At 75.5% G+C, this 24,679-nt stretch carries 29 protein-coding genes; 17 read left to right on the forward strand and 12 right to left on the reverse strand.

Translation table 11 applies throughout. The features are described from left to right. The first annotated feature begins 158 nt into the window (after nucleotides 1-158). Complete coding sequence (locus tag AB1207_RS17540) at nucleotides 159-1,217, forward strand: DUF5666 domain-containing protein (protein WP_367639693.1); 1,059 nt, start codon at nucleotides 159-161, stop codon at nucleotides 1,215-1,217. A gap of 107 nt (nucleotides 1,218-1,324) precedes the next feature. Here AB1207_RS17540 and AB1207_RS17545 read toward each other — a convergent pair whose 3' ends face one another. Both AB1207_RS17545 and AB1207_RS17550 read right to left on the reverse strand, forming a co-directional pair. Continuing rightward, complete coding sequence (locus AB1207_RS17545) at nucleotides 1,325-1,975, reverse strand: PilZ domain-containing protein (RefSeq protein ID WP_367639694.1); 651 nt, start codon at nucleotides 1,973-1,975, stop codon at nucleotides 1,325-1,327. Nucleotides 1,976-2,100: 125 nt separating this feature from the next. Then, nucleotides 2,101-2,727, reverse strand: a complete 627-nt coding sequence (locus AB1207_RS17550; protein ID WP_367639695.1) for a VOC family protein — start codon at nucleotides 2,725-2,727, stop codon at nucleotides 2,101-2,103. A 19-nt stretch (nucleotides 2,728-2,746) separates the two neighbouring features. Here AB1207_RS17550 and AB1207_RS17555 point away from each other — a divergent pair, with 19 nt between their 5' ends. Together AB1207_RS17555 and AB1207_RS17560 are read left to right on the forward strand one after the other, a co-directional pair. After that, nucleotides 2,747-3,340: a hypothetical protein gene (locus tag AB1207_RS17555; protein WP_367639696.1), complete on the forward strand. Its 594-nt coding sequence runs from the start codon at nucleotides 2,747-2,749 to the stop codon at nucleotides 3,338-3,340. Nucleotides 3,341-3,406: 66 nt separating this feature from the next. After that, entirely contained in the window at nucleotides 3,407-3,697 is a 291-nt protein-coding gene (locus AB1207_RS17560; RefSeq protein ID WP_367639697.1) for a hypothetical protein, read from the forward strand. A 43-nt stretch (nucleotides 3,698-3,740) separates the two neighbouring features. On the opposite strand, the gene AB1207_RS17565 is transcribed toward AB1207_RS17560, so the two are convergent. Next, complete coding sequence (locus tag AB1207_RS17565; RefSeq protein WP_367639698.1) at nucleotides 3,741-4,178, reverse strand: hypothetical protein; 438 nt, start codon at nucleotides 4,176-4,178, stop codon at nucleotides 3,741-3,743. 140 nt (nucleotides 4,179-4,318) lie between these two features. On the opposite strand from AB1207_RS17565, the gene AB1207_RS17570 reads away from it, so the two are divergent. Beyond that, the gene (locus tag AB1207_RS17570) at nucleotides 4,319-4,768 is read left to right on the forward strand and encodes a DUF1801 domain-containing protein (RefSeq protein WP_367639699.1); all 450 of its coding nucleotides are present in this window, start codon (nucleotides 4,319-4,321) and stop codon (nucleotides 4,766-4,768) included. Between the two features lie 6 nt (nucleotides 4,769-4,774). On the opposite strand, the gene AB1207_RS17575 is transcribed toward AB1207_RS17570, so the two are convergent. Together AB1207_RS17575 and AB1207_RS17580 are read right to left on the reverse strand one after the other, a co-directional pair. After that, on the reverse strand, nucleotides 4,775-5,200 hold the full coding sequence (locus tag AB1207_RS17575) for a ChaB family protein (protein WP_367639700.1): 426 nt from the start codon (nucleotides 5,198-5,200) through the stop codon (nucleotides 4,775-4,777). A 37-nt stretch (nucleotides 5,201-5,237) separates the two neighbouring features. Next, nucleotides 5,238-6,815, reverse strand: coding sequence for an MFS transporter (locus tag AB1207_RS17580; protein WP_367639701.1), 1,578 nt, complete (start codon nucleotides 6,813-6,815; stop codon nucleotides 5,238-5,240). A gap of 80 nt (nucleotides 6,816-6,895) precedes the next feature. Here AB1207_RS17580 and AB1207_RS17585 point away from each other — a divergent pair, with 80 nt between their 5' ends. The 6 genes from AB1207_RS17585 to AB1207_RS17610 all read left to right on the forward strand — a co-directional run bounded on the left by AB1207_RS17585 (nucleotide 6,896) and on the right by AB1207_RS17610 (nucleotide 11,972). Further along, complete coding sequence (locus AB1207_RS17585) at nucleotides 6,896-7,474, forward strand: TetR/AcrR family transcriptional regulator (protein ID WP_367639702.1); 579 nt, start codon at nucleotides 6,896-6,898, stop codon at nucleotides 7,472-7,474. A 90-nt stretch (nucleotides 7,475-7,564) separates the two neighbouring features. Further along, nucleotides 7,565-8,848, forward strand: coding sequence for a sensor domain-containing diguanylate cyclase (locus AB1207_RS17590; RefSeq protein ID WP_367639703.1), 1,284 nt, complete (start codon nucleotides 7,565-7,567; stop codon nucleotides 8,846-8,848). Nucleotides 8,849-8,876: 28 nt separating this feature from the next. Continuing rightward, nucleotides 8,877-9,524, forward strand: coding sequence for a hypothetical protein (locus AB1207_RS17595; RefSeq protein ID WP_367639704.1), 648 nt, complete (start codon nucleotides 8,877-8,879; stop codon nucleotides 9,522-9,524). 136 nt (nucleotides 9,525-9,660) lie between these two features. Continuing rightward, nucleotides 9,661-11,109: a PepSY-associated TM helix domain-containing protein gene (locus tag AB1207_RS17600; protein ID WP_367639705.1), complete on the forward strand. Its 1,449-nt coding sequence runs from the start codon at nucleotides 9,661-9,663 to the stop codon at nucleotides 11,107-11,109. A gap of 102 nt (nucleotides 11,110-11,211) precedes the next feature. Next, complete coding sequence (locus AB1207_RS17605) at nucleotides 11,212-11,637, forward strand: hypothetical protein (RefSeq protein ID WP_367639706.1); 426 nt, start codon at nucleotides 11,212-11,214, stop codon at nucleotides 11,635-11,637. After that, entirely contained in the window at nucleotides 11,634-11,972 is a 339-nt protein-coding gene (locus AB1207_RS17610) for a winged helix-turn-helix domain-containing protein (protein ID WP_367639707.1), read from the forward strand. The genes AB1207_RS17605 and AB1207_RS17610 overlap by 4 nt, the downstream gene beginning before the upstream one ends. A gap of 4 nt (nucleotides 11,973-11,976) precedes the next feature. Here AB1207_RS17610 and AB1207_RS17615 read toward each other — a convergent pair whose 3' ends face one another. Next, nucleotides 11,977-13,794, reverse strand: coding sequence for an ABC transporter ATP-binding protein (locus AB1207_RS17615; RefSeq protein WP_437178970.1), 1,818 nt, complete (start codon nucleotides 13,792-13,794; stop codon nucleotides 11,977-11,979). A 64-nt stretch (nucleotides 13,795-13,858) separates the two neighbouring features. Here AB1207_RS17615 and AB1207_RS17620 point away from each other — a divergent pair, with 64 nt between their 5' ends. The 6 genes from AB1207_RS17620 to AB1207_RS17645 all read left to right on the forward strand — a co-directional run bounded on the left by AB1207_RS17620 (nucleotide 13,859) and on the right by AB1207_RS17645 (nucleotide 19,200). Further along, nucleotides 13,859-14,296, forward strand: coding sequence for a MarR family winged helix-turn-helix transcriptional regulator (locus AB1207_RS17620; protein ID WP_367639708.1), 438 nt, complete (start codon nucleotides 13,859-13,861; stop codon nucleotides 14,294-14,296). A gap of 72 nt (nucleotides 14,297-14,368) precedes the next feature. Next, a complete protein-coding gene (locus AB1207_RS17625) occupies nucleotides 14,369-16,402 on the forward strand; it encodes a SpoIIE family protein phosphatase (RefSeq protein WP_367639709.1) in 2,034 nt (677 codons plus the stop codon). A 26-nt stretch (nucleotides 16,403-16,428) separates the two neighbouring features. Beyond that, nucleotides 16,429-16,884: a hypothetical protein gene (locus AB1207_RS17630; protein ID WP_367639710.1), complete on the forward strand. Its 456-nt coding sequence runs from the start codon at nucleotides 16,429-16,431 to the stop codon at nucleotides 16,882-16,884. Beyond that, a complete protein-coding gene (locus AB1207_RS17635) occupies nucleotides 16,881-17,759 on the forward strand; it encodes a hypothetical protein (protein WP_367639711.1) in 879 nt (292 codons plus the stop codon). Before AB1207_RS17630 ends, AB1207_RS17635 begins: the two co-directional genes overlap by 4 nt. A gap of 101 nt (nucleotides 17,760-17,860) precedes the next feature. Beyond that, the gene (locus AB1207_RS17640; protein WP_367639712.1) at nucleotides 17,861-18,262 is read left to right on the forward strand and encodes a hypothetical protein; all 402 of its coding nucleotides are present in this window, start codon (nucleotides 17,861-17,863) and stop codon (nucleotides 18,260-18,262) included. A gap of 68 nt (nucleotides 18,263-18,330) precedes the next feature. Then, on the forward strand, nucleotides 18,331-19,200 hold the full coding sequence (locus AB1207_RS17645) for a DUF4241 domain-containing protein (protein ID WP_367639713.1): 870 nt from the start codon (nucleotides 18,331-18,333) through the stop codon (nucleotides 19,198-19,200). A 3-nt stretch (nucleotides 19,201-19,203) separates the two neighbouring features. On the opposite strand, the gene AB1207_RS17650 is transcribed toward AB1207_RS17645, so the two are convergent. From AB1207_RS17650 to AB1207_RS17675, 6 genes are all read right to left on the reverse strand, one after another. After that, nucleotides 19,204-19,656 (reverse strand): MarR family transcriptional regulator, encoded by a 453-nt coding sequence (locus tag AB1207_RS17650; protein WP_367639714.1) that lies wholly within the window; start codon nucleotides 19,654-19,656, stop codon nucleotides 19,204-19,206. Further along, nucleotides 19,653-20,618 (reverse strand): prolyl aminopeptidase, encoded by a 966-nt coding sequence (gene pip / locus AB1207_RS17655; RefSeq protein ID WP_367639715.1) that lies wholly within the window; start codon nucleotides 20,616-20,618, stop codon nucleotides 19,653-19,655. The genes AB1207_RS17650 and pip overlap by 4 nt, the downstream gene beginning before the upstream one ends. 41 nt (nucleotides 20,619-20,659) lie before the next feature. Further along, entirely contained in the window at nucleotides 20,660-21,163 is a 504-nt protein-coding gene (locus AB1207_RS17660) for a putative immunity protein (RefSeq protein ID WP_367639716.1), read from the reverse strand. Next, a complete protein-coding gene (locus tag AB1207_RS17665; RefSeq protein ID WP_367639717.1) occupies nucleotides 21,160-21,651 on the reverse strand; it encodes a hypothetical protein in 492 nt (163 codons plus the stop codon). Before AB1207_RS17665 ends, AB1207_RS17660 begins: the two co-directional genes overlap by 4 nt. Beyond that, complete coding sequence (locus tag AB1207_RS17670; RefSeq protein WP_367639718.1) at nucleotides 21,648-22,448, reverse strand: PHP domain-containing protein; 801 nt, start codon at nucleotides 22,446-22,448, stop codon at nucleotides 21,648-21,650. The genes AB1207_RS17665 and AB1207_RS17670 overlap by 4 nt, the downstream gene beginning before the upstream one ends. A gap of 87 nt (nucleotides 22,449-22,535) precedes the next feature. After that, nucleotides 22,536-23,633, reverse strand: coding sequence for a PucR family transcriptional regulator (locus AB1207_RS17675; RefSeq protein ID WP_367639719.1), 1,098 nt, complete (start codon nucleotides 23,631-23,633; stop codon nucleotides 22,536-22,538). Nucleotides 23,634-23,722: 89 nt separating this feature from the next. Between AB1207_RS17675 and AB1207_RS17680 the strand changes: the two genes are divergently transcribed. Then, nucleotides 23,723-24,640, forward strand: coding sequence for a proline dehydrogenase family protein (locus AB1207_RS17680; RefSeq protein WP_367639720.1), 918 nt, complete (start codon nucleotides 23,723-23,725; stop codon nucleotides 24,638-24,640). Nucleotides 24,641-24,679 lie beyond the last annotated feature (39 nt).

Consider the following 24,679-nt stretch of genomic DNA (forward strand, 5'->3'; position numbering starts at 1 on the left):
AACGCGCAGCCTGAAGGGGACCTGAAGGACTGCGGCGGAACGCACCCGCTTCAGGTCCGCTTCAGTTCCGGCCGGTGGTCTTGACCTCACCGCGGACCACGAGGTCCCGGTGAGCAAGTCACCGAGCAGTCACGAAGACCGACCTGTGGAGGAACACCGTGACGACCACCCGTCCCACCGACCCGACCGACCGCGCCGCGCACGGCACCGCTCGCCGCAGCGCCCGCATCCGCCGGTTCGTCCTCGGCGCCGTCGTGGCGACGGCCGCCGGTGGGCTCGCCACCACGGCCGCCTTCGCGGCCACCACCGCGCCCGGCACCCCCAGCGGGACCGCGACCAGCCCGTCCGCCTCCGCGCCCGCCGCCCCCGGTGACGGCACGGCACCTGCCCCCGGGACCGACGCGCCCGGGCCCCCCGCCCCCGGTGCTCCCGGTGGACCGGGTGCCGGTGACCGCGTCGGCCCGCCCGCCGGCGGGACCGTGACCGCCCTGGACGGCGACACCCTGACCCTCATCGCCCCGCGCGGCGAGACCACGACCGTGACCCTCAACGACGACACCGTCGTCGTGCTCGACAAGGGCCCCGGCCAGGGCGAGCAGACCGCCGACCGCAGCGCCATCAGCGTCGGCCAGCGCGTCCACGCCGAGCTGACCTCCTCGTCGACGTCCGACAGCCGGACGGCCGCCCGTGTCGTGGTGGAGCCGCTGCGCGCCGACGGGAACGTCACCGCCGTCGACGGCAGCTCGCTGACCATCGCCGGCCCCGACGGCGCGACGACCGTCGTGGACGTGGCTGGCGCGACCGTCCTGCGCGACGGCCAGTCCGCCGAGGCCTCCTCCATCGCGGTCGGCGAGCACGTGCACGCCGAGGCCGCCGCTGGGACGGAGGTCGGGGACGGCGGGTCCTTCACCGCCACCCGGGTCGAGGTGGGCACCCCTACCCCGCCCGCCCCGCCGGCCGGTGGCCCCACGCCGCCCGCCCCGGGCCAGGGGGCTCCGACCCCGCCCGCGCCGCCCGCCGGTGCGCCGACGCCGCCCGCTCCGGGTGAGGGTGCTCCGACCCCGCCGGCGCCGGGTGAGGGTGCGCCGACGCCGCCCGAGGGTGCGCCCGCGCCCGGCGACGGCAGCGCCCCGGCCCCCGGCCAGGGTGCTCCGACCCCGCCCGCCGGCAGCGCATCGCCGACCACGGGCGGCAGCGCGCCGACCAGCGGCAGCTGACCCGAGCCGCGGTGGGCCAGGCCGTTCCCCCGCGGGACCGTCCCGCCGCGAACGCACAGCACCCCCGGACCCAGGGTCCGGGGGTGTTGTCGTGTCTCCGGGGTCGCTCAGCCCTGGTTCTGGCGGGCCAGCTCGGTGAGCACGCTGCGCTCGAGGGCCTCCGCGGCCCCCTCCTCGAGCTCGACGAAGCGCACCACGGCCTCGCCGGACTCCTCGTCGACGCGCAGGACCTCGCCGCGAGCGTGGACCTCCCGGCCGTCGGCCAGCTCGAGGGCGACCTCGACGTCGGCACCACCGGGGACGTCGGCAGCGCCTTCGATGCGCATGCCGGTGCGGGAGTAGTCGACGGTGCGGACGTCCGCGACGCCCTCGGTCGTCGTGAGGTGGGCCGGCAGCGACGCGGGGGCGCGGACGGCGCCGCGGCGGGTCTCCGACGCGAGCAGCATGACCCCCGTCAGCGCGAGCTCGTCGTCGCGGTGGGCCTGGGCGATCGCCTGGAAGACGGCGTGCGGGGTGACGGCGGACCCGTCGCCGGGGTCGGTGCTGACCCAGACGCGCTGGCCGTCGAGCTCCTCGACGGTGGCGCGAGTCGTGGCGACGTGGCTGGTGACGACGAGGCCGGCGACCCCGGCCGTCCACGAGCGGACGGTCCCCGTGTGCCACACGCCCGCGCCGGCGGCGGTCGTCGGCATGAGCGTGACCGTCGTGTCGACCGCGGGTCCTTCGGTCATGATCGTGCCGCCCTGCACCGCGTCCATCGCTCTCCCCCTGGCTGTCCCACCGATCATGTGATCGACTGAACACGCTACGTGACTACGGGGCCCCGTTCCACCTGAACGACGGAGCTCGTCACCCCTCAAGTCGCTACCCGCTGTCACATTCGTCACTCCCTGCGCAGTGGCCCCACGTCCGGGACCGGACCCGGGTTCTCCTCCCAGGCCGAGCGGAGCAGTTCCTCCAGGTGGTCGCGCGTGACGGTCCGCAGGTCCACCGCGGTGATGCCGTCGGGACCCTCGCCGGTGTGCAGTTCGGCGTGGTCACCCGCCACGCGAGCGAGCCAGGCACCACCCATCCGGCGGAACCCGGTGCGACCCTCGTCCACCAGCTCGACGACGTCCGGCAGCGAGAGCGCGAGAGCCCGCAGGTCCAGGACGGTCGTCCCCGTGGAGGGGCCTTCGAGGAGCAGCTCGTAGCCGGCGGGCGTCGCCAGCCGCACCGTCCACTGCCCGCCGTCCTGCTGGTGCGGTGTCTCGCGGACGTACAGCCCGCCGCCCCGGACCGCCGCGAGCACCTCGGCGACGTCGTCGACCTGCAGCTGCCACGACAGACCGGCCGGCGGCACGGTCACCTCCGCGGGAGTCCGGCGCAGCCCGAACAGCACCCCGCCGGACTCGAGCGCCACGAAGTCGTCGTCGCGGTGTTGCACGTGGAACATCAACGCCTCGTAGAAGGTGGTCTCGGCGTCGAGGTCGTGGACGGGCAGGACCGGCAGGGCGCGCAGGAACTCCATGGGGGTTAGCGTCCTCCTCGTGCCGACGATCGCCGCCCTTCTCCCCGGACGGCGCGTGGCGGTGCCCGACGCGGACCCCGTCCTGCGCGCCTACCTCAACGAACAGCTCGCCGCGGCGACGGCCCTCAGTGAGCAGTTGCGGCGCGCCGCTGCCCTCGACGTCCTCACCGCCGAGCGGACGACACTGCTGCGCGTGCGCCGCGAGGTGGCGGCCGACCGTGCCGCGCTCCGGACGGCCATGCGCCGGCTCGGTGCGAGCACCGACTGGGCCGTCGTCGGCGTCGGCTGGCTCTCCGCGCACGCCGGACGCATCACCCCGCTGCTGCACCGGCTACCCGTGCTGGAACGGGTCGCGGGCGTGCTCCCGACGACGCACCCGACCCGCGCCGCCGTGGTGGAGGGCCTGCTCGCGCTGGAGGACGTCCTCGGCGGTCTGCACCGACGTGCGGTGGCCGCGCGGTTGCTCGGCGACCTCGTCGCGGCGCAGGGGGTGCGGGGCGAGGGCACCGCGAGCGTGCGCGGGCTGGCCGACCGCGCCCGTCGTCAGCAGGAGGAGGTCGAGGGAGCGCACCGCCGGTGCGCGGCGCCGCTGCTGAGGCGGTCTGCGGACTGAGTCCCCGGTCCTCGCGCCAGGGGTAGGTTGCCGCCGAACCGACGGCGATCCTCAGGAGGCACCAGCATGCGTTCCACCCGTTCCCGGGTCCGCGTCACCCTCGGGGCCGTGGCCACCGCGGTCGCGACCTCAGCCCTCGTGCTGAGCTCCGCGGGCAGCGCCCAGGCGAGCTACTGGCAGCACACTCCCGACAAGTTCGTCCGCAAGGCCGACTGCGTCGAGCGACGCGACGCGGTGAAGGCGTACCACGCCCGCTACCACCCCGAGAACTACGTGGCCATGTGCTACCAGACCCGCACGACGACGTGGGACGGCCGTTCCGGGCTCTTCTACACGTACGACATCTGGCACCCCTGACGGACGTCCTCAGGGCCGGGTGCCGGTGTCGTCCTCGACCACGTCATCCGGCCCGCGGGACCGGTCCGCTCGACGCCGTCTGCAGCCCGCGGACCTGCCAGGCGGCCACCGAGGCGCAGACCAGCACGCACGCTGCTCGCTGAGCGACGGGAACCGTCCCGCCGAAGAAGACGGGCCACAGAGTGAACCCGCCGAAGGTCACGGCAGCGGTCGTCAGGGCCGTCGCTGCGGTGACCCACCAGGCCCCACCCGTTCCGAGGCGCTGCGCCGCCTGGTGCGCCACGGCGGAGAGCGTGCCGCAGAGGGCGCCGACGACCGACCCGCCGAGGGCTCCGAGCACGACGAAGGCCACGGCGATGGTGCGCGCGTCCTCGCCCTCGAGCGTCCAGGCGCCCCACAGCCCCGTGGTCACCGCGCCCACGAGGGCTCCGGTGACGACGCCCCGCCGGATCGAACGGTCGAACTCGTCTCCGCGCTCCACCCGACGAGCGTGGCGGGCAGCGGCCCGCGACGGCAAGGGCCTCGGCGAACCGGAACCCGGTCAGGAACGGAGAAGCGTCCCGCCTCCGGCCGGGCCTAGCGTGCGAGGGACATGACCGGCGGACGACAGGAGCCACCACCATGACGTCGAGGACGAGCGCGGGCGACGGCCTGTCCCCGCAGGAACGTGACGCCGCCAAGGAGCGCGCGGCCGAGCAGAAGACGCAGGCCAGGCGGGCCAAGGCGGCGGACCGGGCCGCCGCCGACGCCGCGGACGTCCTGGCGAAGATCGCGGCGATGCCGGACGGCGACCGCGCCCTCGCCGAACGCCTGCACCGCACCGTGGCCGAGGTCGCCCCGGACCTGGCGCCGAAGGTGTACTACGGCCAGCCCGGCTGGGCGCGCGGCGGGAAGGTCGTCTGCTTCTTCCGCAGCGGGCAGGGCGACAAGCTGCGCTACTCCACCGTCGGCCTCAGCCCCGAGGCCGCGCTGGACGACCCGTCGGGGCTGTGGCCGACGTCCTACGCGCTCACCGCGGAGCCGACCGAGGAGGCCTGGGCGCAGATCGCCGCACTCGTCGCCCGGGCCTGAAACCGGTCAGGAACGGCTGTCCCGCGTCGCCTTGTCGTTGGCCTTCCGGACCGCCTCGACGAGCTCGGCCTTGGTCATCCTCGACCGGCCCGTCACGTCGAGCTCGCGGGCGATCTGGAGCAGGTGCTCCTTCGTCGCGTGCTCGTCGACGCCGCCCGAGGAGCGGCGGTCGGTGTCGACGCCGCCCTCGGACTGCGGGTCGGACGGCCCCTTGTGCCCGTCCTCCTTGGGCTGCCAGTGGTCGCCGACCTTCTCGTGCGTGTGCTTGACGGCGCCCCACGCGACGCGGTTGGCGCGCGCGTCGTCGTGGTAGCTCGCCGCGGCCGAGTCGTGGGCCTTGGCAAAGGTCGCCTGCGCCTTCTCGTCCGACCGCTGCAACGTGCTGGGCAGCTCCTTCTCCAGGGGCTTGCCCGTCTTGGAGGTCTTCGGCACCGCGCGCTCCTCACGTCCCGTTCCGGTGCCGCCGACGCTAGGCCCGGTCGGCCGTGACCACATCCCGGGACGTCGGCTGCGCTCCGGCGGGGGTGGTGGCCTTCCGCGGCCGCAGCGAGCGCCAGACGACGAGCGCCGCGGCCGCCGTCAGGACCGCCCCGGCCGCGGCCGTCGCGTCCAGACCGTGGGTGAAGGCCTCGCGCGCCGAGGTGAGCAGCGCCTCGCCCCCGGGCACCGTCGAGGACACCTCGACCGCCGCGCCGAGCGTCTCGCGGGCGGCCTCGGCCCCCGCGGGCACGTCGACCTGGTGGCGGTAGACGGCGTTGAGGACGCTGCCGAGCACGGTGGTCCCGAGCACGGCACCGACCTCGTACGCCGTCTCGGAGATGGCCGAGGCCGCCCCCGTCCGGTGCGCCGGGGCGGCGGACAGGATCGCGTCGTTCGTCAGCGTCTCGGCCAGACCCGCGCCCGCGCACAGCACGGCGAAGGCGACGGCGAGCTGAACGGCCTGGGTCGTCCCGCTGCCGGAGCCGAGCAGTGCCATGACGGTGTACCCGGCGGTTCCCAGCAGCAGACCGGCCGCGATCAGCAGGTCCAGGCGCAGCCGCCGGGCCAGCCGGGCGGCGATCAGCCCGGACGCGAACGTCACGACCGCACCCGGCAGCAGCAGCAGACCCGCGTCCAGCGGCCGCAGGCCCAGCACGAGCTGCAGGTACTGCGAGACGGCGAAGAGCATCCCGGTCATCCCGCAGATGCTCATGAGGTTGGCGAGCACCGAGGAGCGGAAGACGGGCAGGCGGAACAGGTCCACGTCGAGCAGCGGCTCGGACAGGTGGAGCTGGCGGCGCACGAACAGGACGCCCAGGCCGATCCCGGCGAGGAACGTCACGACGGGCACGGCGGCCAGGCCGTGCTCGGCCAGCGTCTTGACGCCGTAGACGAGGGACGTCAGCGCCAGCACGGACACGACGACGCTGAGCACGTCCAGGCGGCCGTGCGCCCCGCCCCCGCGGTGCTCGCGCACGACGAGCGGCGCGAGGACGAGCAGCAGCACCATGAACGGCACGTTGAGCAGGAAGACCGAACCCCACCAGAAGTGCTCGAGCAGCCAGCCGCCGACGATCGGGCCGAGCGCGCCCCCGGCGGCGAACCCGCCGGCCCAGACGGCGAAGGCCGTCCGTCGCTGCTCGCGGTCGGTGAACGTGCTGCGCAGCAACGACAGCGTCGACGGCATGAGGGTGGCACCGAAGACCCCCAGGGCGACACGCGCGGCGATGAGCGCCGTCGCGGAGTCGGCGAAGGCGGCGAACAGCGACACCAGGCCGAACCCGGCGGAGCCGATGAGCAGGAGCTTGCGGGCGCCGTGGCGGTCGCCGAGCGTGCCCATCGTGACGAGCAGGCCGGCGATCGCCAGGGAGTACCCGTCGACGATCCAGAGCAGTTGGGTGCCGGTGGGCGAGACGGCCTCGCTGATCGCGGGCAGCGCGAAGCTGAGGACCGTCATGTCGATCGAGATGATCAGCACCGGCAGGACGAGCACCGCCAGGGCAGCCCACTGGCGGCTGCTCGGGCGGGCGGGGCGGGGGGAGACCGGCTGGGCGGTCGTGGTGTTCACGGTTCCTCGGTTCGTCGAGTTGGCGTCGGAGCCACTGTACCGTCCGGACGGTACAGTCTGCGAGTCGATAAACTCGGCCGGTGCCCAGGGACCCCCTCGCGACCCGCGACCGCCTCGTCGACGCCTTCGCGAGCATCGTCGTCAGCACCGGCGCACGGTCGGCGACGCTCGAGGCCGTGGCTGCCCGGGCGGGCGTCTCCAAGGGCGGGCTGCTCTACCACTTCGCCTCCAAGGACGCCCTCGTCGACGGCCTCATCACGCGCTTCGAGCGCTTCGCCCGCGAGGACCTCGAGCAGATGCGGGTCGCCCCGGAGGGCCCGGCGGAGTACTACGTGCGCACGTCGGCGACGGAGGCCGTCTCCCTGGCGGGAGGCAGCGACCCGGACCCGCTGAGCACCGCGCTCGTCGCGATGCTGCGGCTGGCCCAGGAGGGCGACTCCCGGGCCAGCGAGGTCTTCACGGCCGTCAACGACGGCTGGCGCGAGCTCATCGAGGACCAGCTCGGCGGCGACCGCGGTCTGGCCCGGATGGTGCAGCTCATCGGTGACGGCCTGTGGGGTTCGGCGTCCATGGGCATCCCCGTCACCGACCTGGAGGAGATCCTCGAGCAGGTGCGGCACCTCGTCGCGTCGAGCCGCCACGCCGCACCGACCGCCTGAGCCACCCGATCGGGCGCTCGTCCGGGCGTCCGTCACCGCCGATCACCCCGGGAGTGGTTCGGCGGGCGGCGAGGGGACGAGGTGGGGCCGGTGCAGCTCGACGCGCAGGAGGCTGCGACGGCGCGGTTCCTGGACGGCTTCCCCGACCCGACGTGGTCGGTGGACCCGACCGGCCGCCTCTGCGCCTGGAACCGCGCCGCCGAGTCCGTCCTCGGGCTGCCCGCCTCGGCCGCCCTGGGCCGGTACCCGCAGGAGGTGCTCGGCACGGTCCCGCAGGAGACCGGCCCCGTCGACCTGCGCGACGCCGACGGCCGCCCCGTCGGCGGCTCCGCCGTCCTGTGGTCCGACGGCGACCTGCGGCACACGTCGGTGCGCGTCTGCCGCGGTGACGTCGGCGTCGTGAGCCGCCGCCTGCTCGAGGGCCTGCTCGAGCACGTCGGGGACGCCATCGTCACCGTCGACGTCCAGGGCGTCGTCCAGCTGCTCAACAAGGGCGCCGAACGCCTCTACGGCGTCCGCGCCGCGGACCTCGTCGGCCGCCACGTCCGTGGGCTGTGCCGCGACGACGACGGCATCGAGGAGTACCTCGACGCCGTGCGCCGCGAGCTCGTCGCGGGCCGCACGTGGTCCGGGGTCGAGGTGGAGCTCGTCACCGCCGGCGGCCGGTCGATCGTCGTGGAGTCCGCCGCCACCGCGCTGTTCGACGGGCACGGCGGGTACGCGGGGGCCGTCCTCGTCAGCCGTGACGTCACCCCCGTCCGGGAGCTCGAGCAGTCCCTGCGCGCGGCCACCCGCGCCCTGCGCGACCGCGCCGCCCAGATGGCCAAGGCCACGCACCGCGACGCGCTGACGGGTGTCGCCGCGCGCAGCCTGCTGCAGGAGCGGCTCTCGGCCGCCCTCGGCGCCGCCGCCGACGCCGACGAACCGGTCTGCGTCCTGGCCGCGGACCTCGACGGCTTCCGCGCCGTCAACGACTCCTACGGCCTGGCCGCCGGCGACGCGCTCCTCATCGCCTTCGCCGCGCACCTGCGCTCCGCCCTGCCGCCGAGCGCGACCGCGGGCCGGCTCGGGGCCGACGAGTTCGCGGTCGTCCTGCCCGGCACCGGCGAGGAGCAGGCCGAGCGCATCGCCGCCGTCGTCCGCGAGTGGACGCCGCCGGCGCCCTTGCCCGCGCGCGGCCGCCGCGCCGACGACCGGGCCGTCGGCGTGACGGTCGGGGTCGTGCGGGCCACTCCCCTGGAGTGCCGGTCGCCCTTCGACACGGGCGTCCGCTCGGTGCTGCAGCGGGTCGAGGACGCCGTCGCACGTCAGAAGGGCGGGGACGGCGATTCCCGCCGCCGGGCGTCCGACCGTGCGTCCGACACAGCGTCGTAGACCTCGGCCGCTCCCCTACGCTGGCACGGTGGACGGACCCGCGACCGGAGGCCTGCGCGCGCTGCGCACCGCGGTCGTCACGGTCGTCGTCCTGGCCCTCGCCGTGGCCGCCCACGTCGCCGGGGGCGGGCACGTGCCGTCCGGACCGGCCGCGGGCGCCGCGGTCGTCGCCGTCGCCCTCGTCGCGCACGTCGCGACCCGCCGGCAGCTGACGACGGTGGCGCTGCTCGCCCTGCTCGGCGCGGGGCAGTTCGTCCTGCACCACGTCTTCATGGCCCTCGACGCCGCCGGGCCGGTCGAGGCCACCGCGGTGCCGATGGGGGCAGCCGGCCACGGGCACCCCGTGGCCCTCCTCGCGGTCGCCCCCGAGGCGTCTGCCGGGGTGTCCGGCCTGGCCGCCGGCCTGGACCTCGGCCCAGTGGTGCTGACCCCGATGCTCGCCTCCCACGTCGTCGCCACCCTCCTCACCGCCGTCGTCCTGGCCGGTGGCGAGCGGGCCGTGTGGCGCCTCTGGGCTTGGCTCGCGCCGCTGGTCGTGGCCCTCGTGGTCCGCTGCGAGGTCGTCGCGGTGCGCCTCCCGCGACCGTCCGCGTGCGACGAGCACCGGCCGGTGCACGAGGCCGTCCTGGCCCGGGTCCTGCCGCGACGGGGTCCGCCGGTGGCGCTCGTCCGCTGAGACCGGTCGCCGACCGGTCGCCGAGTGACGCCGCTGCCCACCCCGACCACCCCGCCGGGCCCCGCCCCGTCGCCCCTCGACCCCGCGTCGGGGGGTGGACGCGTCGCGCCCGCGGGCCCCATCCGTGAGGACCCTCGTGCCTGCCGACGACCTGCTGACCCCTGCCTCCTCGACCGTCCCACCCACCCCGTCCCGGCCGTCCCCGTGGGCGCCGCTGCGCCCGCTGGTGCTGCGCCTGCACTTCTACGCCGGGGTCCTCGTCGCCCCGTTCCTGCTCGTCGCCGCCGTCAGCGGCACGCTCTACGCCGCCACCCCGCAGCTCGAGGACGCCGTCTACCGGCACCAGCTGCACGTCGTCCCGTCCGCGGCCCAGGTGTCCCTGGCCGACCAGGTCCGCGCGGCCGTCGAGGCCCACGGCGGTGGTGACCCGGTCGCCGTGCGGCCCGCGCCCACCCCCTCGGACACCACCCGCGTCCTGTTCTCCGACCCCTCGCTGGGCGAGTCCGAGCGCCGCGCCGTCTTCGTCGACCCCGGCACGGGCGCCGTCCGCGGCGAGCTCACGGTCTACGGCACCAGCGGCGTCCTGCCGCTGCGGACGTGGGTGGACCAGCTGCACCGCAACCTGCACCTCGGGGAACCGGGACGGCTGTACAGCGAGCTCGCGGCGTCGTGGCTGTGGGTGCTGGCGCTGTCCGGCCTGGGGCTGTGGGCCGCCCGGCGGGTAGGGGCGCGTCGGGCGACGCGTCCGACGGTCCGGGGCAGCCGCGCCCGGACGCGGACCCTGCACGCCGTCGTCGGGACGTGGCTCGCGGTCGGTCTGCTGGGGCTGTCGGCGACGGGCCTGACCTGGTCGACGTACGCGGGGGAGCGGGTGACCGCGCTGCGCAGCGCGCTGTCGTGGCAGACGCCCGTCGTGGACACGAGCGCGACCGGGCACGAGGGTCACGGGGAGCACGCGGGGCACACCTCGTCCAGACCGGTGGGGGCCGGTGCAGAGGCCAGCCCCGAGGCCTTCGCGCAGATCCTGGCGGCGGCCCGCGTCGCGGGGCTGACGGCCGCGAAGATCGAGGTCAAGGCCCCGGCCGCGCCCGGTGCGGCGTGGAAGGTCGACGAGGTCGACCGCGGCCTGCACACCCAGGTCGACTCCGCCGCGGTCGCCCTCACCGCCACGAGCGCGGGGGCTCTCGACGCGCAGGTGGTGGACGTCGTCCGCTTCGAGGACTACCCGTTCGCGGCCAAGCTGGCCCGCTGGGGGATCGACCTGCACATGGGCTCCTTCGGGCTGGGCAACCAGCTCGCGCTGATCGCCCTGGGCCTGGGGCTGACCGCGGTCGTCGTGTGGGGCTACCGCATGTGGTGGCAGCGCCGCCCGGACCCGGCCCGGCGCCTGGCCGTCGGCCCGCCCGCCCACCGCGGTGCGTGGCGGCAGCTGTCGCGTCCGGTGCTGGTCGCCGTCGTGCTCGTCACCGCCGTCGTCGGGTGGGCGGTGCCGCTGCTCGGGGTGTCGTTGGTGGCGTTCGTGGTGGTCGACGTGGTGCTGGACGTCGTGGTCGGTCGGGTGCCGCGGGTCCGCCCGGCGCCCTGACGGACGACGGAGTTTCCTGTCGCTCAAGTCTTGCCTGAAGGGAAAGTCAGCGGGTAGCTTTCCTCTCAGGCAAGAACGAACCGACGAGGAAGGACCTCCACCGTGGACGCTCGCGAAGCACAGCAGGCCCTCACCGAGGCCGCTCACCGCCGTCAGCAGGCCGTCACGGCCGGCACCGCGCCCTGGACGAAGGGCCAGGTGTGGAGCCTGTGCTCCTGCGCCCTCGCCCTCGGAGTGCTCACCGACGCCGGCATGATCTGGTTGTGGGTGCTCCTCATGCTCATGGGCGTCGGTGTCGCCTGGCGGCGGGGGGTGCAGCTGCGGTCGACCCGCAGTTCCGGCCGCTGGCAAGCGGCCCTGCTCGCCACGGTCGTCCCGGCGATCGCCGCGAACGTGCTGTTCCAGGCCGTCGCCCGGGGGCTCGACTGGCCCCTGCCCAACACCGTCGGCATGGTCGGGGCCTGCCTGGTCATCGTCACCCTGACCCGTGCGGTGCAGGCCCGGATGGTTGCGAGCCTGCGCCCGTGACCACCGCACCCGACGCCCAGCCCGGCGCGGACCCCGCCGCGATCGACGAGTTCCTCCACACCCCCGCCCGCCTGAGCATCTGCTCGCTGCTCGCTCCGGCGGAGTGGGTCACCTTCTCCTTCCTCCGCGACACGATCGGCACCAGCGACTCGGCCCTGTCCAAGCAGGTCGCCGCCCTGGAGCAGGCCGGCTACGTGGAGGTCCGCAAGGAGCGTGCCGTGGCGGCGCTGCGGCGCCAGACCTCGGTGCGTCTGACCGCGGTCGGCCGGGAGGCGTTCGAGGCGTACCTGGCCACCCTCGAGCGTCTCGTCGCCCGCGCTCGCGGCAGCCTGTAGCCGGTCAGGCGGACGCGACCCGCTCGGCGTCGGCGGCGACCAGCTCGGCGTACCGGCCGCCGGCCGCCAGGAGCTCGTCGTGCGTGCCGCGCTCGACGACCCGGCCGTGGTCGAGCACCACGATCTGGTCGGCGTCCCGGACGGTCGAGAGCCGGTGGGCGATGGTGATCGTCGTCCGGCCCGCCGACAGCTCGGCCAGCGCCGCGGCCATGGCCCGTTCGGTGCGGGTGTCCAGGGCCGAGGTGGCCTCGTCGAGCAGCAGGACGGGCGGATCCCGCAACACCGTGCGGGCCAACGCGATCCGCTGCTTCTCACCACCCGAGAACCGGTACCCGCGCTCGCCGACGACGGTGTCGAACCCCTGCGGGAGCGCGTCGAGGACGTCCTCGACCTGCGCGATGCGGGCGGCCCGGCGCAGCTCGGAGTCCGTCGCGTCGGGCTTGGCGAAGCGCAGGTTGTCGGCGACGGAGGCGTGCAGCAGGAACGTCTCCTGGGTCACGACGCCGACGGCGTCCGACAGCGACCGGGCGGTCAGGTCCCGCACGTCGACGCCGTCGAGGCGGACCGCGCCCGCGTCCACGTCGTACAGCCGCGAGAGCAGGTAGCCGAGGGTGGTCTTGCCCGATCCGGTGGCCCCGACGACGGCCAGGGACGAGCCGGCCGGGACGTCGAGGGTGACCCCCGCGACGGTCGGGCGCTCGGCGCCGGGGTAGCCGAAGGTGACGTCGTCGAACCGCACGTGCCCGCGCGGGTTCGGCAGGGTGCGCGCGCCGGGTCGCTCCTCGACCTCGACCGGGGTGTCGAGGTACTCGAAGACGCGGGCGAACAGCGCCATCGACGCGTGCAGCCGCACGACGATCCGCAGCAGCGCGCCGAGCGGCCGGAACAGCTGCCCCTGCAGGGTCACGAGCGCGACGAGCGTCCCGATGCTCAGGGCCGTGCCCGTGCCGCGGATCCACCCGCCGAGCAGGTAGGTGAGGGCGGGGACGGCGGCCATGGTCAGCGTGATGAGCGACCACTGCCAGCGGCCGGCCATCTCCGAGCCGACCTCGAGGCGGGCGACGTCGTCGGACTGGGCGGTGAAGCGCTCGACGACCTCGGGGGTGCGGCCCGTCGTGCGGGTCAGCAGGATGCCCGAGATCGAGAGCGTCTCCTCGACGGTCGCGGACATCTCGGCGAGCTGGCGCTGGCGCTGCGCCGTGATCCGCCGGCGCAGACGGCCGACGCGGCGGTTCAGCCACACCGAGAACGGCAGCACGCAGAACGAGAACAGCGCGAGACGCCAGTCCAGGGCGAGCATCGCCACGACGGTGACGACGACGGTGGCGAGGTTCTGGACGAGGTCCGCGCCCGTGCTCGTCACGACGGTCTGCATCGCGCCGATGTCGTTGGCGATGCGCGACTGCACCTCACCCGTGCGGGTCCGGGCGAAGAAGCCCAGGGACATCCGCTGCAGGTGCGAGTAGAGCGACGTCCGCAGGCCGTGCATGACGGCCTGCCCGACGCGCGTCGTCAGCAGGCCCTGGACGACGTCGAGCGCGGTGCCGACGGCGACGATGCCGACGAGACCGGCCGCCAGCCAGGCCAGCAGCCGCAGGTCGCCCTGCGGCAGCGCCACGTCGACGACCTCGCGGATGAGGAACGGCGAGGCCACGCCTGCGACGGCGGAGCAGGCGATGAGGACGGCGACGACGGCCAGCGTCCGCGTGTGCGGGCGGAACAGCCGCAGCACGCGGGCCACCTCGTCGCGACGGGGCCGGTCCAGGCCGGTCGTGTCGGTCTTCCCCGGCCGGAAGGGATCGCGTTGGGGGTCTCCCCGCACGGACTCACCTCTTTCTTGTGGTCACCTCACAGTGAGGTTACCTCAAGAACGGTAGGGTGCGGGGGTGGACGACCTCGACGGGGACCTGCTGGAGACGCTGCGCTCGGTGCAGTGGCGGCTGCGCCGCGGGGCCCACGGCGACGTCGAGGACCTCGGCATCACCCCCGCGCAGGGGCGGGTGCTGCGTGTCGTCGGGCGCTGCGAGGACCCCCCGCGCATGGGGGAGGTCGCGGTCCGGCTGCACATCGCCCCCCGCTCGCTCACCGACCTCGTCGACCCCCTCGAGCAGGCCGGCCTGCTGCGCCGCACGCCCGACCCCGCCAACCGCCGTTCCGTGCTCCTCGACCTCACCCCGGCCGGGACGTCCGTCCTCGAGGAGCTGCGCCGGCGCTCGCGGGCGACGGCGACCCGGGCGCTCGGGGTGCTGCCCGTGGAGGACCGGCAGCAGCTGCTCGACCTCCTGCGGCGGGTCGAGGGGGCGCTCGCCGGCCCGGTGGAGTGAGATCGATCCTCACCCAGAGCCGACGCCCCACTACAGTCTGTCCCGGACAGTCCGTCGAGGGAGGTGTCGAGCGTGCTGGAGCCCGCCGGGCCCACCTCCACCCGTGGGGCGGTGCGTGAGGTCCAGGTCGACCTCGCCCTCGACGCCGCCCGGGTCGCCCTCTTCGAGTACGACCTGCGCACCGGCGAACTGACGGCCGACGACCGCCTCGCCGGGCTGCTGGGCACCCCCGACGAAGCGACGGCGACGGGGTTCGCCGACCGGTTCGCCGAGCTGGTCGGGCCGGCGGAGACGCACCGGTTCCGCGACGCCGTGACCCGCGCCGTCGAGGCGGCCGCGCCGTTCCACGTGGAACTGCGCGTCCGGCCCGGCCGTGGCCGCCCGGCGTGGGTGGGTGTGCGGGGCAGGGTCCTGCTCGACGGTCACCGGCCCGCTCGGTTGCTCGGCGTCGTGCACGACACGACGGCCGACCACGTCGTCGACGCGGCCAGTGCCCTGGAGTCGCTGCCCGCCGCCTCCTACGCGCTCGACCACGGTGGGCTCCTGCGCTCCCTCAACGGCGAGGCCGAACGGCTCACGGGCCGGCCGCGCCACGAGCTGATCGGCCGGCCGTGGGGTGACGTCTTCCCCCTGGCCTCCGGGTCCGAGGCCGACCGCGTCCTGCAGTCGGTCGAGCGGACCGGCCGCGCCGAGACGGTCGAGCTCCTGCACCCCGAACCCCTCTCGCTGTGGTGCGAGCTGCGGGCCTGGCCGGACGGTGACGGGACGAACGTCCTGCTGCTGCCGTCCGCCGCGCGTCGCGAGGCCGAGGAGGCGGCGCAGCGGGCGCGGACCCAGGTCCAGGTCCTGACCCGTGTCGGCTCCCACCTGTCCGGCACGCTCGACGCCGAGACGGCCGTGTCCCGGCTGTCCGGGATCCTCGTGCCCGTCCTGGGGGACTGGTGCATCGTCTCGGTCGTCGAGGGCCAGTCCACGCTGCGCGACGTCGGGTGCCAGCACGCCGACCCCACGCGGCAGGACCTCCTCGAGGCCTACCGGGCGCAGCGGATGCGCGCGCTCGTCGGGCACAACCCCGGCGGACCGCCCTTCATCCTCGAAGCCGTGCGCACCGGCCGGCCGGTGACCCTGCCGACCCCGGCCGTCGCGACGATCCAGCAGCTCGTCGGACCCGGCCCCGCCCGGGATGTCGTGACCGCCCTCGACCCCGAGCACGTCGTCGTCCTCCCGCTGCGGGCCCGCGGACGGACCGTCGGGCTGGTGACGCTCGCGCGGGACCACGGCCGGCGCCCCTTCGACCCCGAGGACCTCGCCACGATCTCCGGCGTCGCCGAACGCGCCGCCCTGGCCCTCGACACCGCCCGCCTCTACGGGCAGCAGCAGCGCATCGCCGAGGGGCTGCAGCGCGACCTGCTCACCCCGCCCGCGCAGTCCCCGCACTGGCAGACGGCCGTGCGCTACCGGCCCGCCGCGCGCGCGGCCCAGGTCGGCGGCGACTGGTACGACGCCTTCCACCAGCCGGACGGGACGACGACCCTCGTCATCGGCGACGTCGTGGGCCACGACACCGCCGCGGCCGCCGCCATGGGGCAGCTGCGGAACCTGTTGCGCGGCATCGCCTTCGCCGCCCCCGACGGACCGGCCGCGCTGCTGCGGCGGTTGGACGCGGCCGTGGCGGGACTGGGGCTGGGGACGCTGGCGACGGTCCTCGTGGGGCGCCTGCAACCGCGCCCGGACGGCGTGGTCCTGGAGTTCTCCAGCGCCGGTCACCCCGCGCCCGTCGTGCTCCGCCGCGGCGGCACCGCCGTGCCGCTCGTCGTCGCCGAGGGGAGCGAGGGCCCCGACCTGCTCCTCGGCATCGACCCGACGACCCCACGCCACGACGGCGAGGTCGTGCTGCGGCCCGGTGACACCGTCCTCTTCCACACCGACGGCCTCGTCGAGCGCCGCGACCAGAGCCTGGACGAGGGCACGACGCTGCTGCTCGCGGCGGTCGAGCGCAACGCGCACCGCGACCTCGAGGACCTGTGCGACGCCGTCCTCGACGAGATGCTGCCCGAGCGCCCGGAAGACGACGTGGCCCTCGTGGCGGTTCGCACCCGGAGCTGACCCCCCGTCGGCCAGAATCACCGACTGTGAGCACCACGCCCGGCGACCTGTCCCGTCGATCCGTCGCCTGGCGCGTGGCCGCACTCGGCGCCGGTGTCGTCGTCCTGCTCGGCGGTCAGCTGGCCGACACCAACGACTGGTTCCCGCTCGGATCGCTGTCCCAGTACGCGACCCCCCGCCCCGCGGACGGCAGCGTCGTCTCCACCTCGCTGGAGGGCACGACCGTCGACGGCCGCACCGTCCAGGTGCCCCTGAGCCCCGCCGCGGTCGGGCTGTCGCGCGCCGAGCTGGAGTCCCAGGGGCAGCGGATCATCGCCGACCCCGCCCTGCTGGGGGACATCGCCCGGTCCCGGGCGGCCCTGCACCCGGGCGCAATCCGGCTGCGGCAGTTGCGGCTCGTCCGCAGCGAGCAGCAGATGCGCGACGCCCGCCTCGTCGGCCCGACCGAGGTCCGCGTGCTCGCCACCTGGAACGCCGCGTGAACCGCGTCGGGAGCAGCCGGGGGGACCGGGTGTCGCACTTCCTCGTCCCCGCCCTGCCCGTCGCGCGGGTCGCGTGGCTGCGCGTCGTGCTGGCCACGTTCGCGCTGGTCGACGCCACGCTCATCACCAACCACGTCCTCGAGCACGTCCACATCGGTGCCTTCTGGCGTCCCACGCTCGTCGGCCGCGTGCTCCACCTGCCGGCGCCGACGACGGTGACGGCGTCCTTGTCGCTCGCCGCGATGGCCCTCGGCGTCGTCCTCGCCCTGCCCCGGCGGACCCGGTACCTCGCCGGCTGGCTGAGCTCGCTCGGCTACCTGTCCTGGGTGCTGTGGTCGATGGGCTTCGGCTACGTGGCGCACGACCACATGGCGATCGTCGTCGGCATGGTGGTCCTCCTGACCGCCGGCCGCGCCGACTTCGGCGACCAGCGCACCAGTCGGGCCGCCGGCTGGGCGCTGCGCTGCGTGCAGGTCGCGACCGTCATGACGTACGCGGGGTCGGCCGTCAGCAAGTGCGTCCGCAGCGGCACGCCGTGGGCCTGGGCCAACGGGGCCGTCACCGTCTGGGCCGTCACCCGGCGAGGGTCGACGCTCGGCGACTGGGTCGGTCGCTTCCCCGCCTTCCTCGTCGCCGTGCAGTGGACGGTGCTGGTCTGCGAGTTCCTCGCCCCCGTCGCCCTGTGGCTGCGCGGGAAGAAGCTGTACGTCGCGTTCGGGGCCGCGATGCTCTTCCACCTCTCGACCTGGCTGACCCTCGGCATCCACTTCCTGCCGACCGTCGTCTGCTGGGCGGCCTTCCTCCCGCTGGAGCGCCTCGGGGCGCGCCGTCGGGTCCGGCCGGTGGCGGGCGAGCCGGTGCGGGAGCCGGTCTGAACCTCCGGCGGCCCCTCGTCCTGACCGGCGGCCCGGCGGTCGGGAAGACGACGACGGGCCGGGCGCTGGCGAGCGCTCGACCGGCCGCGGCGTACGTCGACGTGGACGACGTCCGGCAGTTCGTCGTCAGCGGCCTCGCGCCCGTCTGGGAACCGGACGGACCGCGGCAGATGCTGCTCGCCGTCCGCAACGCCTGCGCCCTGGCCGCGAACCTGCGGGGGGACGGCTTCGACGTCGTCCTCGCCGACGTGCTCGACCCGGCCACCGTCGCCGTCCACCGCGAGCGCCTCCCCGACGTCCTCGTCGTGCACCTCGTGGTGCCCTTCGAGGAGGCGCGTCGCCGCGCCGCCACCCGGCCGGTGTGGTTGACCGAGGAGGAGTTCGCCTGGCTGCACCGCCGGGACGCCGAGGACCCGCCGGCCGCCGACGTGCGGCTGGACGTCGCGGACCTGGACCTCGCGGCGCAGGTCGCGGCGGTCGAGGAGGTGTGGGCGCGCGCCTGAGCCCGTGGCCCGGGCGTTTGCTCCGTCCGGGTGGCGGCCGGGCGTTCCCGTCCCTGCGGCGTCCCGGCGTGCTCCTCTGGGCCGTGCCCCGCGGTCCCGTCCTGCCCCTCGTCCTGCTCCCCGTGCTGCTGTTCGTCGGGTGCGCCACCCCGGGCGCGGCGCCCGCGCCGCAGACCCCCTCGCCGACGGACGCCACGACGACCACTCCCGCGGCCGTGCCGACCGTGGCGTTCCGGGCCTGCGCCGGCGACCCGCCGCGGCCCGGCACCACCCACCTGGCACCCCCGGCGAGCGTGGGGTTCCCGGCGTCGCCGCCGGACGTGCCGGCGATGACGGGGCCGGTGCACCTCGAGCACGCGGTGACCCTGCGCCTGCCGACGGGCTCCCTCCTCGGTGGTCCCGGCGCGGACGCCGTGTGGGCGTCCTCGACCTCGGGTGCCGAGCCGTTCCCCGTCGCGGACGGGCCGGTCGACGCCGACGTCACCGTGGAGGTCTGGGACCCGGGCGACGGTGGCCGGGTCGCCTGGCTGGAGCTGTCGTTCGCGGACGCCGAGGTGGTGCGGTGGGCCTCGGTCGACGGGCTGGGCATCCTCACCGACGGCGGTGACGGCGGCTTCTGGTCCCCGGCCGCCCCGCCGGTCGACCTCGAGGCCGACGGCACCCTCGCGCCGGACGACCTCGGCGCCGCCTTCGACGCCTACCTCGCCGCCGCCGACCCGCCCGGCCGCCTCGGGCCCCTCTGCCTGGTCCGCTCGACCGACGGCGTGGACGACGGGGTCGTCTTCTCGACCGGCGTCGGCGACGGGGGCTACCCCACCTACGCGGGCTACGACGCCGAGGGTCGCGTGGTGTCCGTGCTCAGCGACGGTGGGATGCCGTGGGAGACCGCCGGGACGACCGGCGGCCTGCCCGTGGGGTACGCCCCGCTCGAGGAGTGACGCTCAGCGCATCCGCTCCCGCAGCGAGCGCCGGTCCAGCGCCGCCTCGGCCAGCGTCAGCAGCTCGGCCAGCGGCATCGGCAGCTCGGCGTCGAGGTCGGCGACGGCGGCCTCCGTCGTCCGCCACTCCTGCTCCAGCAGCGGGACGAGCTCGCGTGCGTGCTCGGTGAGGTCCACGACCCGCTCGCGGCCGTCCGCCCCGCGGGCCGCCTGCAGCCACCCGTCGCGCCGCATCTGCGCGACGGTCTGGCTGGCGGCGGAGTGCGTCACGCCCGTCGCGTCCGCGACCCCGGTGATGGTCAGCGGCCCGCGCGCGAGGACGGCCCGCACGACGGGGGAGTACCGGGGGCGGTGGCCCTCCAGCCCCAGCTCGGCACCGAGGTCCGCGACGTCGCGCTCGAGCCGGTCGAGCAGCCGCCGCAGCTGCGTCCCCAGGCCCGTGACCTGCGCGTTCACGGCGTGCCGGCGAAACGGTCGGTGGCGGCGGTGACGGGCGCGAGGAACGCGTCGCCGCCGTGCCCGGCGTCCTCCACGACGACGAGCTCGCTGCCGGGCCAGGAGCCGTGCAACCGCCAGGCGATGTCGAGCGGGCTGGAGACGTCGAGCCGGCCGTGGACGAGGACACCCGGGATGCCGGCGAGCCGGTCCGCGCCCGCCACGAGGTCACCGCCCGGGGCGAGGTCGGCGAGGAACCCCGCGGCCGCGAGGTAGTGGGTGACGAGGCGGGCGAAGGCGAGGCGGAACGCCGGGTCCTCGTAGCGCGGGTTCGGCTGGTGGCCCGGGGCGAGGGAGACGTGGACGTCCTCCCAGGTGCACCAGTCCCGGGCCGCGCGGTGCCGGACGCCCGGGTCGGGGTCGTGCAGCAACCGCGCGTACGCCGCGGCGAGGTCGCCGTCGCGCTCGGTCGGCGGGACGGCGTCGCGGAACGCCTCCCACTCGCGGGGGAAGACGCGGCCGACGTCGCGGGTGATCCAGTCGACCTCCCGACGCGTCGTCGTCGCCACCGAGAACAGGACGAGCGCCCGAACGCGCTCGGGGTGCTGCTGCGCGTAGGCCAGTCCCAGCGTGCTGCCCCACGACGCCCCCAGGACGAGCCACCGCTCCACGCCGAGGTGCTCGCGCAGTCGCTCGACGTCGGCCAGCAGGTGCGGGGTGGTGTTGGCGGACAGGTCGACGACGTCGTCCGCGGCCGACGGGGTGCTGGAACCGCAGTTCCGCTGGTCGAACTGGACGATCCGGTAGCGGTCGGGGTCCAGGTGGCGCCGCCACCCCGGCGTCGCGCGGCCGCCCGGTCCGCCGTGCAGGACGACGGCAGGTGTCCCGGCGGGGTTCCCGCTGACCCACCACGCGACGCGGTGGCCGTCGCCCACGTCGAGCATCCCCTGCGCGTGCGGTGCGCCCTCCGGGTAGCCGGCCACCGTGGTCCCCCTCCGATGCAACAGTGCTGTTGCACCGGATCCTAAGCGGAGAACACACCCCAGCAGATCGGGTCGCGCCGCTCCTGGTCCTCCAGCACCAGGGACCGGACAGCCGCCGGCAACCGGTCGCGCTGGCGGTCCCGCTCGTGCCGCCCGGCGTCCACACCCGCGGCGGCCGCGACCGCCTTGATCGCGTACGCGGCCGCCCCGAGGTCGTGCTCGGCGACGTGGGCCACGCACGCGGCCTGCCCCGCGGCGTACGCGGCGAAGCGGGCCGCCCCGCGCAGGGGACGCGCGGCCCCCATCGCGTGCCCGCCGCGGGCCCGGCTCTCCATCATCGGCAGCGCCCCCGCCACCCAGGCCCGCGCGGCGTCGACGGCCTCGCGCGGGCGCCGGTCGTCCGGGCGCTCGCGCTCGAACAGCTCCAGGACGTGCTCGGCGCAGTCCGCCGCCCACAGCGCCAGCAGGTGGTGGTCGTGGTCCGTCAGGGAGCCGCCGCGGCGGACGGTGACCAGGCGCGGGTCGCGGACGGCCGGCAGGATCACCGGTCGCCCAGCCGCCGCACGTCCCAGACGTGGTGCAGCGCCCCGTGGCGGTTGCGCAGCGCGACGTCGCGCACGCTCAGCACGCCGTGCGCGGGGTGGCGGACGACGGCCCCGCGCGCCTGCGCCTCCCGGACGACGTCGCACCAGTCCTCGGCCGCGCGCCGCACCGCCCACAGCGCCGCCCCCGGGCCGAACGAGGAGTAGCGCCGGGCCTCGGCGAGCTCGTCCGCGTCGTGCCCGGCGGGGACGGCCGGGTCGCCCGCGAGCGCCGCCACGAGCCGTTCCGACCAGGACCGCAGCGTGTCGGCGACGTGCACGACGTACTCGGGTCCGGACCAGCCGGTCGTCGGCGGACCGGCGAGCGGCAGGACGAGCGCGAACTCCCACGGCACCCGCGCGACGTCGTCGACGGCCTGCTCGACGCCCACGTTCCACGACGTCCCGCACTCCCGGCAGGGGTCGCCGTGGACGTCCTCCCACCAGGTCATGCGCGCACCCACGGGTCCTGCTGCCGGCGATCCGGGACGAAGCCGACCGACCGCGCGAGCGCTCCCGCCTCCGCCAGGCCGTGCCCGACGGCACCGGGGTGGTGCGCGTCGCTGCCGAACGTCAGGCGTTCGCCGCCCTCCTGGACCCACCACCGCAGCACGGTCGGGTGCAGCGGCAGCCGGGTGTTGTACTCCAGGCACCGCTGCGTCGAGGCGAGCGCCCGCAGGGCGGTGCGGAGCTCCTCCTCGAAGTCCGCCGGGTCGAACTCCCCCGGCCAGCTGCGGACGGGGTAGTCGATGTGCGCGAACGTGTCGAAGTCCGCCGTCGTCATCCGGCACACCTCGGCGAGGTAGTCGCGGAACACGTCCGGCGCGGGGCGGCTCTCGGTGAGGAGCCACGGTTCGGCGTATGCCTCCCCGTCCCACAGGCAGTGCAGCGACCCCACGACGCGGTCGACGGGTTCCAGCGCGGCCAGTTCCGCGGCGTGCGGGTGCGGCTGACCCACCTCCCGGCCGCTGAGGACGACGAGGTCGGCGAACTCGGCGCGGCAGCGGTCCAGGCTCTCGCGGTAGGCGTCCGCGTCCGGCAACGGCGCCCGCAGGATCCCGTCGACGACGAACTCGCCGTGCTCATCGACGAGGAAACCCGCGCGGAACGGGGTGAGGTCGACGTGCTCGGTGAACGCGACGGACGGCAGGCCGAGGGCGACGGCACGGGCGCACGTCTCCCGCATCGCGCCGACGTTCCGCGCGTCCCAGGAGAACTGGCTGTGCACGTGACCGTCGGGGGGCAGCACCGGGCCAGCCTGTCAGCCGTTCCGCGGCAGCGCGAGGGGCCGGTGCCCGGACCGGTACGTTTCCACCCGCTCTTGCCGTGAGCACGGTCAGCCGCCCAGCACCAGCGCCAGGTGCAGGGCCAGCCGGTCCCGCCCGTCGTCGAGGTCGAACCCGCTGACGGCCGTGATCCGCCGCAGCCGGTGGTAGAGCGTCTGCCGGTGGATCGACAGGGCCTCGGCCGTCCGCTGCGCCGACCCGGCGAGGTCGAGGTAGGTCCGCGCCGTGAGGACGAGGTCGGGTTCGGTGGCCAGCAGCCGGCGCGCGCGTTCGTCGAGCACGACGTCCGCGAGCGCGGCCGGGTCGCCGAGGGCGTGCAGTCGCAGCGCGCCGAGCCGCTCCCACTCCCGCACCCCGGCGCCGCCGGAGCGCAGCGCCGCATCGGCCTGCTGCCACCCGGTGTGCGCGGACCCGGCGGCGACGACGCCCGACACCCCCACGGCCAGTCCCCCCGGGTGCTGGGACACGAGCGCGGCCGCCGCGCGCTCGGCGACGTCGCGACCCCCCAGCGGCGTCGGGACGACGAGGGCCGCGCGGTGGCCGACGGCGGCGGACAGGACCGCCCGGGGCAGCAGCCAGCCGTTGACCGCGCCGGTCGGCCCGCCGTCGACGGGGGCGATGGCGACGACGGCGACGGTCGGGGTGAGCAGACCGTCACGCTGCAGCTCCTCCACCGCCCGGGCGCGTGACCCCGCGTCGGTGGACAGCAGCTCCCCGACGGCCCATGTCGTGCGGTCGGCCGTCCGGGCCCGCGTCGCGAGGTGCGCCGCCACGAGGTCGAGGGCGTCGCGGACCCGGTCGAGGTGCTCCTCGCGCACGCGCTCGTGCGGGTCCAGGAGCCACAGGTACCCGTACGTGACCCCGCGCCAGCGCACCGGCAGGCACCAGCGGGCGAGCCGTCCGGACGCGGCGTCGCCGGGGATGCGCAGCGGTCCGGTCGCCCGCGCGATCCCGAACCCGGCGAACAGCTCCTGCACCCGCGGGTCCGAGCGGCGGCGCAGGATCGACCGGCGGCGGACGTCGTCGATGTCGTCGTCGTGGCCGGAGCTGGCGACGAGCAGGAGGTCGCGGTCCTCGAGCGTCACCGGGGCGCCGGTGAGCTCGGCCACGGTGTCGACGAGGTCCTGCACCTGGTCGGTCGGGTTCACCTCGACATCATCCACCTGTACGACGTGGGACGGGAAAGACGTGGCAGACGTCAGTGGCCCCGGTCACCCCGGCGTTCTAGCGTCGAAGGGTGTTCGGACAACTCCTCCTGGGCGTCGCCGGCAACGACGGTGTGCGCCGGCTCGTGACCGGCAGCAGCCTCAGCCGGCCCGTCGTCTCCCGCTTCATCGCCGGTGACGACGTCGACGCGGCCGCCGGCGCGGTCCGCGACCTCACGGCGCAGGGCATCGCCGTGACCCTCGACCGGCTCGGCGAGGACATCACCGCGCCCGAGCAGGCCGACGAGACCGTCACCGGGTACACCGAGCTCCTCGAACGCCTCGCCGGCGAGGGCCTCACCACCGGCAACGAGATCTCGATCAAGCTCTCCGCCCTCGGCCAGGGACTCGGCCCCGACGGTCCCCGCCGGGCCACCGAGCGCGCCCACCTCCTCGTCGAGCGGGCGCACGCCCTCGGCGTCGACGTCACCGTCGACATGGAGGACCACACGCGCGTCGACGACACCCTGACGACGGTCCGCGCGCTGCGCGCCGACTTCCCGCGCACCGGCTGCGTCCTGCAGGCGATGCTGCGCCGCACCGAGGGCGACGCCCGCGACCTCGCGCACGAGGGTTCCCGCGTCCGCCTCGTCAAGGGCGCCTACAACGAACCGCCGGAGGTCGCGTACCCGGCGAAGGCCGACGTCGACAAGGCGTACGTCCGGTGCCTGCGGATCCTGCTGGACGGTGGCGCCTACCCGATGATCGCCACCCACGACCTGCGCATCGTCGCCCTGGCCGAGGAACTCCTGAGCGGCAGGCCGCAGGGGTCGGCGGAGTTCCAGATGCTCTACGGCATCCGCGCCGGCGAGCAGCAGCGCCTGGCCCGCGACCACACTGTCCGCGTCTACGTGCCCTACGGCACCGACTGGTACGGGTACTTCTCCCGGCGCCTCGCCGAACGCCCGGCCAACCTCGCGTTCTTCGCCCGCTCCCTCGTCGCCGGCTGACGAGAAACCCCCGACGACCATCGAGACGGAAGGAAACCC

Origin of the sequence: Kineococcus endophyticus, from assembly GCF_040796495.1 — a bacterium.
Classification (GTDB): domain Bacteria; phylum Actinomycetota; class Actinomycetes; order Actinomycetales; family Kineococcaceae; genus Kineococcus; species Kineococcus endophyticus.